Source organism: Vibrio zhanjiangensis (assembly GCF_030161235.1).
GTDB lineage: Bacteria > Pseudomonadota > Gammaproteobacteria > Enterobacterales > Vibrionaceae > Vibrio > Vibrio zhanjiangensis.
Genome location: NZ_BSPW01000080.1, coordinates 1 through 12,072, shown reverse-complemented (window position 1 = coordinate 12,072; position 12,072 = coordinate 1). Strand labels below are relative to the sequence as shown.

The window sequence follows — 12,072 nt, the reverse complement described above, 5'->3', positions numbered from 1 at the left end:
GTTGCTATTACCAGAAAGTTTCGCGTTTCTTCGCTCTGGCAATAATATTTTGTGGCATTCTCTGCTCGAGTCCTTGGCGCAATATAGCAATACGTTTATGGATACGCTGATCGGCCGTCACTGATGTGTACAACCAGCGGTAGGCATCTTCGTAATCAAGCGGGCTGCCATAATCGCGCAGTAGTAACTCCGCGAGATGAATTCTAGCCTTAAGATTCCCCATAGCCGCCGCTTCTCTCAGGTAAGGAATGGCTCGCTCTTTGTCTTGCTGCACTAAGGTACCGCGAGAATAGTAACGCCCCAATTGCTCTAGAGCAGCAGGCAAGCCTTGGTGAGCGGCATTCTCGATATAGTACAAACCAAGCTCAACATCTTGCTCAACGCACACTCCCCACGCCAGCATATCACCATACAAAAATTCGTACGAAGGTAAACTGATCCGAGTCGCACGGGCTACAATGTCTTCAACAATCTGACAATTATCCGCCTTAACTTGTTCTAGGTGCTTATTTTCATTGATTAATTTTATTAGTTCAGCTTCGGTATATATGGGTATCGGTTTACCAATGTCGGTATACTCATTGGCAACAGCCGCAGAAGTCCCAAACAGTAATACCATCGAAGCAGCTAGTTTTCTTAGCTTCATCGTCTGCACTCTTTGACTTCGATAATGTTTTTTCACTGCCTTGTCAGGACAGTACCGCTGTCTCGCGTGTTATGAATTCAAGGCTGGATGATGATCAGCCATCTTGAATTCTTTATCGACCTCTCCAGCTAACTCTTTAGTCAAAATTGCCGATAAGTGGCAAAAAGTTGCCACTTATCATCTTAAGTATAGGCCTTTACTATCAAGCATAAAAAAACCAGCACTGGTGTGCTGGTTTTCATCATCTTTATACTGAACGAAATTACGCTTGGTACGGATGAACCTTGATGATGGTTTCATTACGATCTGGACCCGTAGAGATAATGTCTACCGGCACACCTGTTAACTCTTCAATACGTTTGATGTAATCTAGTGCTGCTTGAGGAAGCGCATCTAAAGATTTAGCACCAAAGGTTGTTTCAGACCAACCAGGCATAGTTTCATAGATTGGCGTCACTTTTTCAAAAGATTCAGCCGACATCGGAGACACTTCTAAGATAGAACCATCTTCCATTTTGTAACCAGAACAAATCTTGATTTCTTTTAGGCCATCAAGAACGTCCAATTTCGTTAAGCACATACCTGATAGTGAATTGATTTGGATCGCGCGACGCATCGCAACAGCATCAAACCAACCCGTACGACGAAGACGGCCTGTCGTGGCACCAAATTCTTGACCAACATCACCAAGATGCTTACCAACAGGATCTTGCTTATCCTTACCATCGTAAAGTTCGGTAGGGAAAGGTCCTGAACCCACGCGGGTACAGTAAGCTTTAGTAATACCGAGAATATAACCAATGTGACGAGGACCAAAACCAGAACCAGCCGCCACACCACCAGCGGTCGTGTTAGAGGACGTCACATATGGGTATGTACCATGATCAATGTCGAGTAGTGTACCTTGAGCCCCTTCAAACATGATTTTGTCACCACGCTTGCGTGCTGCGTCAAGTTCGTCAGTAACATCCATGACCATTGACGTAAGCAGTTCTGCATAGCCCATGCACTGCTCAAGTACAGCTTCATAGCTGACGGTTTCTGCTTTGTAGAAATGTTCTAGCTGGAAGTTATGATAAGCCATTACTTCTTTAAGCTTTTCAGCAAACACTGCTTTATCGAACAGATCGCCGACACGCAAACAACGACGCGCAACTTTGTCTTCATAAGCAGGACCAATACCACGGCCTGTTGTCCCTATAGCTTTTTTGCCAAGGGCGGCTTCACGAGCATTATCGATAGCAATATGGTAAGGAAGAATAAGAGGACAAGCTTCAGAAACGAAAAGACGCTCACGTACTGGAATACCACGCTCTTCAAGTGGTTTCATTTCTTTCAGTAGCGCTTCAGGTGACAGAACGACACCATTACCGATAACACATTTGACGTTATCGCGAAGAATACCTGATGGAATTAAGTGAAGAACGGTTTTTTCACCGTTAATGACAAGAGTGTGACCTGCGTTGTGACCGCCTTGGTAGCGAACCACGTATTTTGCATCTTCAGTTAAAAGGTCTACGATTTTACCTTTACCTTCGTCACCCCATTGGGTGCCCAGAACGACTACGTTATTTCCCATCTTTCCAAGTCTGATTGCTAGTTAAAAATGGATTCTAGCACCGAATTACATTTGTTGCAGTCATTTTTTAATCATGGGCAGGTTATCAAACACTAAGCCATTGTAAGCAATGATATTAAACTAGATTTAAAGGTTATTCATCGACATAAATCTTGACCGTTAAAGTCCCATCAATATCTATGCTGGCTCGGTACATACCACTGCTATTCATCGCAAAGTGAATCTCACCATCCCCATCTATCGCGATCACGCCACCTTCGCCTCCCATGGCCTTGAGATCGCCCTGAATAACCGCCTCACAAGCTTGATGTACATCTTCTTTTAAATAACGCATACGTGCGGCAATCTCACTGGCGACCGTTTTACGAATAAAATACTCTCCCATCCCTGTTGCTGACACTGCCACATTACCATTTTCAGCAAACGTACCCGCGCCAGTAATGGCTGAATCTCCAACTCGGCCATATTGTTTATTCGTAATCCCCCCGGTACTGGTAGCCGCAGCAAGATTCCCATGCTGATCCATCGCCACTGCGCCAACAGTCCCGTGTTTATTGTCATCAGGATACTTGGATTCTGACAAGGCAAATAATCCCTTTTCTTTCATCGATTGCAACTGTTCATAGCGGCGATCGGTGACGAAATAATCTTGCTCTGTATATTGATACTGATGTTTAAAGGCAAACTCTTCCGCTCCGTCACCTATCAGTAGTACATGAGGGCTGTGTTCCATCACATCACGAGCCAATTCGACTGGATTACGGATATGGCGCACACCTGCTACCGCTCCTGCGTTAGCGTTTTTGCCATGCATAACCGAAGCATCCATCTCAACCATTTCTGTATGCGTGAGTACTGAGCCTCGCCCAGCATTAAAATTTGGCGAGTCCTCAAGCACCTTAACCGCTGCAACGACAGCGGCCACTGCATCACCACCACGAGCCAGTATCTGATGACCTGCACGGACCGACTTTTCTAAGTCATGGCGAATTTCTGTGCTCAACGCTTCACTCATTTGCTCAGGCAAAATAGTGCCAGCGCCACCATGAATGGCAATTGAAAATGGTTTTGTCACATCTCCCTCCTATCGCTTGGAGAAATTTCCATCAAATGTCGGTCTACGATAAACAAAAAGCGCAAGTTTATTGGTCAAACTTGCGCTTTCACTTCTTACCCCACTCAGAGGCCATCGTTATTCTCACTAGTGAGAGCTACAGCTGCCGCTCCCACAGCAATCATCGTGATCATCTCCATGATCGTGATCATGGCCACCACAACACCCTTCAGCCTGATGAACATGTCCATGTTCGATTTCTTCTTCTGTCGCTTCGCGTATCGCAACCACTTCAACATCAAAAGTCAGCGTTTGTCCCGCAAGCATGTGGTTGCCATCGACCACGACTTCATCACCATCAACTTCAGTCACTTCAACTGGGATAGGGCCTTGGTCAGTATCCGCTAAAAAGCGCATGCCTACTTCAATTTGCTCAACACCTTGGAATACATTCGCTGGAACACGCTGTACTAGCGCATCATTGTGCTCACCATAGGCTTCTTCAGGGGAAACCGTCACCGAGAACTGCGCACCTGCTTCTTTACCTTCTAGAGCCGTTTCAAGACCTGTGATCAAGTTATTGTTACCGTGCAGGTAATCAAGTGGCGCTTCTGTTGTTGACTGATCAACAACCACACCATCTTCTAGCTTCACTTGGTAAGCTAGGCTGACCACGACATTCTTTTCAATTTTCATAATGACTCCAAGGAGATAAAGCAACGGAGCAAACTATTGCTCCGATTTTAATGTTTTCTATACCGCTATTATGGGGATCAATCGTAGAAACTCAATCAGTCCGGTTTAAAAATACCGATCATCTCTTGTTTCGCATGTCCAGTTTTCTCTACAGCCTGAGGCTTACGTTGTTCTTGGTATTGACACTCAACACATTCAACTAGCTCAATATTGTTTTCTATCCACCAGCGCAAAGTGTCCTGCTGAGAACACTTAGGGCAACTGGCGCCCGCGATAAATCTTTTTTTCATTGTTTTCATTCCCAAACATCACCCTCTAATACCTCTCACACATTTTCATATTGGCAGGGCAAAGAGGGTTTGGAGTTAATCCCAAAAGTTCTTCGATTGTTGATCTTTTTCCATTTCTCGGCCAAAAATTTCTTCCAATTCTTTTCGAGCTTCTTTGGCCCTCATCTCCAATTGCTTATCTTCATGATGTTGAGGGAGTAACTCTTTTAACATCCCCTGATCAAGTTTTCTAAAATGCGCTTCTGCTCGTTTCGCTTGATAGGGGTGCATGCCAAGCTCTACCAACGCTTGGCGGCCAAGGTCTAACGCACCTAGGAAGGTTTCCCGAGAGTAGTTCTCGACGCCATGACTCATCAACTGATAAGCTTCAACACGACTTCGTGCTCGAGCAAATAACTTTAGATGTGGGAAGTGATACTTACATAACTCGACGATTTTCATGATTTCCTCTGGCGAATCTGTACATATCATCATGGCTTCGGCTTTACGAGCCCCTGCCGCTCTCAGCAAATCAAGCTGGGTAGCATCACCATAAAACACTTTATATCCGTATTTTCTGAGCAAGTGAATCTGACTCGCGTCACTTTCCAATACGGTCACTCGAATTTTATTGGCGTACATTAAACGTCCAATAATCTGACCAAAACGGCCAAAACCCGCGATGATCACGCGTGGCTGCCTATTGACCACATCACTGTTTTTTAAGCGAGACTCGTCAAAATTTAATCCTCTTGCATACCACTTACTTTGCGCCATTAAAAGCAGCGGCGTGGTCACCATCGACAGGCTGACCACGACCAACAGGAAGGCATTTTGCTCTTGTGCTATCAAACCTTCCTTACTTGCGGCAGTGAAAATCACAAACGCAAACTCACCACCTTGACTCAAAATTGCCGCCATTTTACTGCGAACTTTAGGTCGACTGCCCGACAATCTCGCTAACGAATAAAGTATCAACCCCTTAATAGCGACCAAACCAAGCACTGCCAGCAATACCTTGAACGGCTCAAGCGCGAGTAAGCCTAAATTAACCGCCATACCCACAGCAATAAAAAACAGCCCGAGCAGCAAACCTTTAAAAGGCTCAATGGCAATTTCTAGCTCGTGACGATACTCACTTTCAGCCAACAGTACTCCCGCAAGGAAGGTCCCCAATGCCATAGACAAACCAAGGTGTTTCATTAACAGAGCAATACCAATAACCAGCAATAAGGCCGCAACGGTAAATAGCTCTCGCACCCCACTGAGAACAACGTAACGGAATAAAGGCCTGAGTAAGAAATGGCCTCCAACAAGCAGGCCAGTTACGCCACACAACATCCAGATCGCATCGGACCAGTTTCCTGCTGTATTGCCTGCCAAAATAGGTAATACCGCCAGCATGGGAATAACTGCAATATCCTGAAACAACAAGACAGCAAAACCAGATTGGCCCGTCTCACTGCCCGCAAGCCCCTGTTCTTCGATAACTTTTAGCGCGATAGCTGTTGAGGAAAGTGCCAAGCCCATGCCTATGACTAGGCTAGTCTGCCAACTCAGTCCGAAAAAAGACGCCACTACCGCTATCGCTGCGGTAGTTATGACGACTTGCGCGCCACCAAGCCCTAAGATCGGGCCTTTCATCTGCAAAAGCTTTTTGGGGTTTAGCTCTAAACCAATCAAAAATAGCAGCAGAACGACACCAAACTCAGCAAAATGGAGAATAGCTTCGACATCACTGATTAAACTCAGCCCCCAAGGGCCAATCACGACTCCCGCTAACAGATAGCCAAGGACAGAGCCCAAGCCTAATCGCTGAGCAAGTGGCACAGCAACTACCGCCGCGGTGAGAAAAATAACACTACTTTGTAGAAAATCACTTTCAAGAGCCAAGTGGATCTCCTTTGATGTCAATATTGGTCGCTCGATCAGTGGTTAAGTTTCGTAACCAGCGCCGATAATTTTCAGCGTGCTGATAACGATCCATTTCAGGAACATTTCTCGCCCAGTAGAGCACTAAAGGTTCAATCCAATGCATCTGGCACAAAGCCGCTGTCAGCTCAAACGGCTGGAGTATTTCGGATAGAGGGTATCGGTTGTACCCTTCACTACAAAACGCTTCTTCATTACCTCCGGTAGTAATAATGCTGCGCCAGTATTTGCCTTTCAGCGCTTCACCTTTGCCGTAAGCAAACCCTTTTGCTAATACTCTGTCCATCCACTCTTTAAGCAAAGCAGGACAAGAATACATATAAAGAGGATGCTGAAATACGATCACGTCATGCTCGAGAAGCAGTCTCTGCTCGGCATCAACATCAATGAAAAAATCAGGGTAATAAGCGTACAAATCACGCACCATAACCTTTTCAAGTGACGAGATCTTTTTGATCATTACTTGGTTGGCAACCGAACTGTGTGATTCAGGATGAGCATAAATCACCAGTACTTTTGCGGTTTCAGGCAAGTCAGTGTCTATATCATTTACTGCCATTTTTTATGCCGTCATCCTTTTGTTTTCAACACATAAAAGTGTTTCTATCAGTATGAGTTTGTTATACGTTGTTGTTAAGCATAACGCAATGATCGACTTTTTATCTTATTCCCCCTACTATTCGACGCGCTAAGAGAAATATTAAACAATGAATAATAAAGCATAAACTATGATTACCTTTTCTGACATTCAGCTACTTCGCGGCGGTAAAGCTCTATCATCATTTTAGCTATTTCCTCCTCTGTTTATTCACATCACACAGACTAGAACCATCAGCTTTCTAGACGGATAGCAAGCTTGCTATCAATCGTCCACTTGCGACCACCAGAAATCTATCACACCTTAATTTCTATAAACTATTGATATTATTTTATGGTCTCCTAAAAATATCATACTCTCACTTATTACTGGAGAGACTTTATGGGGACACCACATTTCCTTGAAACCATTTTCGCCATCCTGTAGCCTGTCTTGATACATGCCCAAGCTGTTCAGTAAGAGCAATTAGAGCGCCATGAGGCAAGAATTTTAATTCCCAAGCTAACATTAATAAACTTTGTACGGTTTCTAAAAGCGCACTAAGTTCTAGTAATAAATCTAGGGCCCGCTGTATTCCTTCCGAGGATTTTCCATATAAATTGGCTTGAACAGAATAACGAATACATTTCGTGAGTTCGTTGAGAATCTGTTCTCCGGTTGTAAAGCGAAATGCCTTGGGCAAGTGTTGATGTTGATTCCAATACAATTTGTACAACTTTTGTAAATCATAGTAGAGACGATTATGACGAAACTCTTTATTCAAAATTCTAACCTTAAATATCATCATCAACTTACAGCAGAATTGCTGCAATGTGTAAAAGCTTCGGGAAGCAGTCAGCAAAAATCTGCTAACGCTTTAAAATTCCCCAAACTATGCCATGAACTGTCAACCGAAATCTTAACTAATACGTATAAACCTTACTCTTATCATCACTTTGCAATCACTGAGCCTAAACTTAGAGAAATATATGCCCCCGCATTTAGAGATCGTATAGCTCAGATGTGGGTTGCACTACAATTGGCACCTATTATGGAAAAACAATTCATTGATGACACCTATGCTAATAGAAAAGGTAAAGGAACTCTTGCTGCTATTGCAAAAGTTCAAAAACTAATGCGCCAACCACGACACACTTGGGGTCTACAGCTCGACATTTACAGTTATTTCAACAGCATTAATAAAAGAGAACTTCTAGCGCAACTGCACAATCTCATTTACCATGCAAAATTGAGCCCATTACGCCAATATTGCCTTGCAAATTTGATAGAAAAGATCATAGAGCAGGATGCTACGAAGCTACAAAATGAGCGAACAGGAAACCAATATTTACTTAACCAAATCCCATTCCATAAGAAACTAAAGTTTAACAACACGCAACAGATTGGGTTGCCAATCGGTAGCGTTACTAGTCAACTCTTCGGTAATTTTTATCTTAACAAGCTTGACCACGAAATAAAACACACACTGAAGGTTAAGGGGTACGTTCGGTATATGGATGATTTATTTATCTTATCTGATTCCCCTGAAAAATTACAAGAATGGAAAGAGCATATTGAATGGTATCTCACTTCACGCCTGCAATTAAAATTACATCCTACAAAGGTGCATTTAGCACCTATTGAGGAGGGTTTTGATTACTTGGGGTTCCGTGTATTTCCCCATTTTAAACATATCCGTAAAACCACCATTTCATCATTGAAAGAGCGTTTGTGCTACTTCAATGCGATTCTAGACACTGACGCGACTAACATCGTTATTAAATCTAGACCAAATCGTGGGAGATGGAGTAAGCATGGCATCCATTACGCGCCATTTTATACCCAACTAAAAGCCATACAATCAACAATCAATAGCTATTACGGGCTACTTAGTCAAGCCAATCATTGTCAATTGAGAAAGCAAATATATCATAAAAATTTTGGCGAACTGAAACGTTATTTATTACCCAATAACGGTTATTACAATCACTTCACCATAAAGAAGGGTCTTCACTTTAATAAGATGGCTCCGGATACTTTATGTTGGCCTGAGACGCAGGATGCGTAGTTCGTGTTGCTCGGATTATTGCTGTTGACGTTGCCATTGTTGAGGTTCACGTTGTAATAGTTAGAACCACCAGGAGTCGACGACCAATAGTTGTTGTTGGTCGGCCAACCGCGCGCGTTTGCATTTATTGTTTAACTCGAAGTGTTGCCTTTCGACTCGCTTCCCTTGAATACCCATAAGGTCATAAATGCCGATAACATACCAGGGCCCACATGTTAACATCGTGACGTTAACATTCTCTGAGCACGACATTGTCGCTATGTACCCTGTTGATTGTCCGAGAACCATCTTACTTAAAACGTTATATCGCTTGCTTGACAGCAATCAACAACCAATCTAATGAAGAGTTTGAAGCTTTCGTCATCATCACTTTATTGACGATTGCTTCGGGTAAAAACAATCGAACATATCGACGATTTAAGAGATCATCATCACAAGGGTTACAAGGTGATTTCTCTTCAATATCGTCCATTTGAGCACACTGCTCTTGCCTCCAAGACTCCCACTCCGAAAAATCGATGATTATTTCTAACTCAATAACCGCATCTGTCCCTATGTCAATTCCAGCTTGCTTTAATGATTCTATAGGAAGCCCTCCATACAACACCTCTCTTCCATTCAATTTCTTAACCTTTTTCTTTAACACCTTCAATGTCGGTAATTGGTCCTGTTTAGATGCCCACTGCTGCCAACCAAAGAGTGATTGCTCATAGAAACGGACAAACATCCCCTCTTTTATGCCAACAATACGTTGACTGCTTTCAACCAATGCTAATTTAGTTTCAATATTCACTTATCTCCCCCCTAAAAAGTGCCAGATGCAATTCTGGCACTTCAAAACTAAAATTAAAACGTTAAACTCTAAACGCTCAACGTTAAGGATTTGAGACGCAGGATGCGTAGACCGTGTTGCTCGGAGAATCGCTGTAGACGTTGCCAGAGTTGAAGGACACGTCGTAATAGCGAGAACCATCAGGAGTCGACGACCAATAGAAGTTGCCGGTCGGCCAACCGCGCGCGGAAAACATATTGCCGTATACATCGAACAGCTCCACTTTTAACTCATCTCTCGTTGCTAGGCGCCAGTTATTTCTCCCTCCAATACTCTGAGCATTATAGGTGGTACACAGTCCGTTTGCATTAGCCCAGTTGAATAGGTAGAAAGTACCAGCTGGGCCGATACTTCCAATTTCAGAAAAGGTACCATCGTTTGCACTTCCACCGATACTATCTACGTAAGCCACTGATGGAGAGTTGGTAAATAATTTCCCACTACCTGTATCAAAGATATCAATACATGCTTCAGCTAAGCTCTCACAAACGCTAACCTCAACCGTGTTGCTGGTAATACCGTCTTTTGTCGCAACGAGTGTAGTGTTACCAGCTGAAACACCAGTTACTAATCCAGACTGTGATACAGTCGCGGCCGTTGGGTCTTCAATTACCGTCCACACTACTGAATCGTTCACATTACCCTGACTTCCATCACTGTATTTACCCGTCGCAACCAACTGTTGTGTAAAATTCTTTACTACTGAGACAGGTGAGGGCGTCACATTAAGCTCATACAAGGCTGCTCCTGGTCCTGGTCCTGGTCCTGGTCCTGGTCCTGGTCCTGCTTCGAAGGCATCATCGTCTGAATTACAGCCGGCTAAGAGCATAAATGCCATAGCAACAACACCAATATACGACACTTGTTTCATGGTAATCTTCCTCTAAATTTACATCAATTATACTGAAAATTCGGGATGATAATTTCAACCCGACGGTTATTTGCTCTACCTTCTACAGTAGAATTACTAGTTACTGGATTCGATTCTCCTTTTGCTCGCACAACAAGCCTGTCTGAACTAACACCTAAGTCAATAAGTAAGTTCATCACCTGCTGCGCCCGACGTTCAGAGAGCGTTTGGTTATACTCATCGGAACCTGATGAGTCTGAGTACCCTACAATAATCGCCTCAGATTGAGGATACGCGTTGAGTATTGAGAACACCTCGTCTAATTGTTGAGCATGACCATCACTTAATGTGTCACTATTCACTGCAAAATTTATCCTAAAGGTTTTTGTATTAAATATCTGGGGGGGGGCACCAACCACTGCGTCTTCAGATACTGAATTGCTTTCAACTGTGGCTGTCGTTTGTTCTGGCGCTGATTGCGCTTTACGCCCGAAGGTATAAGAAAGGCTTGCCATCACAGTATTGCTGTCATATTTGCCCGTGTTTGATGCGCCTATGTTGTCGATATACTGATAGCCTACCGATAGACTGAGACTAGGAATAAAGCTATATCTCATCCCAACTTCACCAAGCGGAGATATACCTGTTGCTTCGAGGCTATGTAGCGAAGGCTGCCTTTTATCCATATCCCAACGGGCAACACCCAGTCGACCATACAAACTCAGGTTATCTTGCAGATACCAATCGTAACGCAGTGCACTTTCAATCAACCAAGTTTCGATCGAAATTGCATTTGAGCTTAACGTCTCATGATGTTGATAACCCAAGTCCCAGCTTAGCGACGGAGTAAATTGCAATCCCCCATACGCCCCCCAAATAGCCCCTTGCTGAGAGTCATCTGGAGCCCACTGGTAGCCCCCTTTAGCGCCAATAAAAAACTGAGGTGATTCCGTTTCGGCCAGAGCCGACATGCTTAACAAGCCACTCATTAAAAGAACTATTTTTTTCATATGATATCCTGATTAAATTAAATATTGTACAGTGTTCAAAAAAAATAACATAGACAATATAAATAATATAGGCAATAATGTCAATATATAAAAGACGATATACCTATCCCATGGCACTCATTGTGTGGCAAAAGCCCAATTTATTGCTGCTCGATGAACCAACGAACCACCTCGATCTCGATATGAGACAGGCCTTAACTCTTGCTCTGCAAACCTTTGAAGGGGCCATGGTTATCGTTTCACATGATCGCTATCTCTTGCGAGCAACAACCGATGATCTATATCTTGTTCATGACAAGCAAGTTGCCCCCTTTGACGGTGATCTTGAACATTACTATAAGTGGCTGACAGATCAGCAAAAGGCCGAACGCCGTGAGGCTCAACCAACACCAGCAGATAAAGACACCACCAACAGCGCAGCTGCTAAAAAAGAGCAAAAGCGCCGAGAAGCTGAGTTACGCAAGCAAACCGCACCGATTCGCAAGGCATTAACAAAGTGTCATTACTGAGGGATCTTGACGGGATAAATACCATTCGACTCTGTCGTATCCTTACATTC

13 protein-coding genes and 1 pseudogene are annotated in these 12,072 nt (G+C 43.6%); 2 read left to right on the top strand and 12 right to left on the bottom strand.

Annotated features, from left to right (window positions below; genetic code table 11):
* Positions 1-7: 7 nt before the first annotated feature.
* The 8 genes from motX to QQK21_RS17525 form a co-directional block, all read right to left on the bottom strand.
* Positions 8-646 carry a flagellar protein MotX gene (gene motX / locus QQK21_RS17560; protein ID WP_284193490.1) on the bottom strand — a complete coding sequence of 213 codons (639 nt, stop codon included), beginning with the start codon at positions 644-646 and terminating at the stop codon, positions 8-10.
* A gap of 262 nt (positions 647-908) precedes the next feature.
* Positions 909-2,225: an adenylosuccinate synthase gene (locus QQK21_RS17555; RefSeq protein WP_284193489.1), complete on the bottom strand. Its 1,317-nt coding sequence runs from the start codon at positions 2,223-2,225 to the stop codon at positions 909-911.
* A gap of 133 nt (positions 2,226-2,358) precedes the next feature.
* Complete coding sequence (locus QQK21_RS17550; protein ID WP_284193488.1) at positions 2,359-3,300, bottom strand: isoaspartyl peptidase/L-asparaginase family protein; 942 nt, start codon at positions 3,298-3,300, stop codon at positions 2,359-2,361.
* Positions 3,301-3,426: 126 nt separating this feature from the next.
* Positions 3,427-3,975: a peptidylprolyl isomerase gene (gene slyD, locus QQK21_RS17545; RefSeq protein ID WP_284193487.1), complete on the bottom strand. Its 549-nt coding sequence runs from the start codon at positions 3,973-3,975 to the stop codon at positions 3,427-3,429.
* A gap of 95 nt (positions 3,976-4,070) precedes the next feature.
* Positions 4,071-4,265 (bottom strand): YheV family putative zinc ribbon protein, encoded by a 195-nt coding sequence (locus tag QQK21_RS17540; RefSeq protein WP_431313138.1) that lies wholly within the window; start codon positions 4,263-4,265, stop codon positions 4,071-4,073.
* Between the two features lie 75 nt (positions 4,266-4,340).
* Positions 4,341-6,137 (bottom strand): glutathione-regulated potassium-efflux system protein KefB, encoded by a 1,797-nt coding sequence (gene kefB / locus QQK21_RS17535; protein WP_284193485.1) that lies wholly within the window; start codon positions 6,135-6,137, stop codon positions 4,341-4,343.
* Positions 6,127-6,735, bottom strand: coding sequence for a glutathione-regulated potassium-efflux system ancillary protein KefG (gene kefG / locus QQK21_RS17530; protein ID WP_284193484.1), 609 nt, complete (start codon positions 6,733-6,735; stop codon positions 6,127-6,129). The genes kefB and kefG overlap by 11 nt, the downstream gene beginning before the upstream one ends.
* A 418-nt stretch (positions 6,736-7,153) precedes the next feature.
* Positions 7,154-7,537 (bottom strand): four helix bundle protein, encoded by a 384-nt coding sequence (locus tag QQK21_RS17525; RefSeq protein WP_284193483.1) that lies wholly within the window; start codon positions 7,535-7,537, stop codon positions 7,154-7,156.
* On the opposite strand from QQK21_RS17525, the gene QQK21_RS17520 reads away from it, so the two are divergent.
* Positions 7,517-8,821, top strand: a complete 1,305-nt coding sequence (locus QQK21_RS17520) for an RNA-directed DNA polymerase (protein ID WP_284193482.1) — start codon at positions 7,517-7,519, stop codon at positions 8,819-8,821. The two genes, QQK21_RS17525 and QQK21_RS17520, sit on opposite strands and share 21 nt — an antisense overlap.
* Here the strand turns inward: QQK21_RS17520 and QQK21_RS22420 are convergent.
* The 4 genes from QQK21_RS22420 to QQK21_RS17505 form a co-directional block, all read right to left on the bottom strand.
* Positions 8,764-8,949: an adhesion domain-containing protein gene (locus tag QQK21_RS22420; protein WP_488803719.1), complete on the bottom strand. Its 186-nt coding sequence runs from the start codon at positions 8,947-8,949 to the stop codon at positions 8,764-8,766. The genes QQK21_RS17520 and QQK21_RS22420 overlap by 58 nt on opposite strands.
* Before the next feature lie 173 nt (positions 8,950-9,122).
* Positions 9,123-9,614, bottom strand: a complete 492-nt coding sequence (locus QQK21_RS17515; RefSeq protein ID WP_284193481.1) for a hypothetical protein — start codon at positions 9,612-9,614, stop codon at positions 9,123-9,125.
* Positions 9,615-9,696: 82 nt separating this feature from the next.
* The gene (locus QQK21_RS17510) at positions 9,697-10,524 is read right to left on the bottom strand and encodes an Lcl domain-containing protein (RefSeq protein WP_284193480.1); all 828 of its coding nucleotides are present in this window, start codon (positions 10,522-10,524) and stop codon (positions 9,697-9,699) included.
* 23 nt (positions 10,525-10,547) lie between these two features.
* Complete coding sequence (locus tag QQK21_RS17505) at positions 10,548-11,513, bottom strand: OmpA family protein (RefSeq protein WP_284193479.1); 966 nt, start codon at positions 11,511-11,513, stop codon at positions 10,548-10,550.
* Between the two features lie 110 nt (positions 11,514-11,623).
* Here QQK21_RS17505 and QQK21_RS17500 point away from each other — a divergent pair.
* Positions 11,624-12,010: pseudogene (locus tag QQK21_RS17500) on the top strand (ABC transporter ATP-binding protein); the annotation flags it as partial.
* Between the last annotated feature and the right edge of the window lie 62 nt (positions 12,011-12,072).

What these genes read in the sequence shown, in the direction of transcription:
- slyD (WP_284193487.1), bottom strand. Translation starts at nt 3,975, where the DNA reads ATGAAAATTGAAAAGAATGTCGTGGTCAGCCTAGCTTACCAAGTGAAG.
- kefG (WP_284193484.1), bottom strand. Translation starts at nt 6,735, where the DNA reads ATGGCAGTAAATGATATAGACACTGACTTGCCTGAAACCGCAAAAGTA.
- QQK21_RS17505 (WP_284193479.1), bottom strand. Translation starts at nt 11,513, where the DNA reads ATGAAAAAAATAGTTCTTTTAATGAGTGGCTTGTTAAGCATGTCGGCT.
- QQK21_RS17540 (WP_431313138.1), bottom strand. Translation starts at nt 4,265, where the DNA reads ATGAAAAAAAGATTTATCGCGGGCGCCAGTTGCCCTAAGTGTTCTCAG.
- QQK21_RS17510 (WP_284193480.1), bottom strand. Translation starts at nt 10,524, where the DNA reads ATGAAACAAGTGTCGTATATTGGTGTTGTTGCTATGGCATTTATGCTC.
- motX (WP_284193490.1), bottom strand. Translation starts at nt 646, where the DNA reads ATGAAGCTAAGAAAACTAGCTGCTTCGATGGTATTACTGTTTGGGACT.
- QQK21_RS17520 (WP_284193482.1), top strand. Translation starts at nt 7,517, where the DNA reads ATGACGAAACTCTTTATTCAAAATTCTAACCTTAAATATCATCATCAA.
- QQK21_RS17555 (WP_284193489.1), bottom strand. Translation starts at nt 2,225, where the DNA reads ATGGGAAATAACGTAGTCGTTCTGGGCACCCAATGGGGTGACGAAGGT.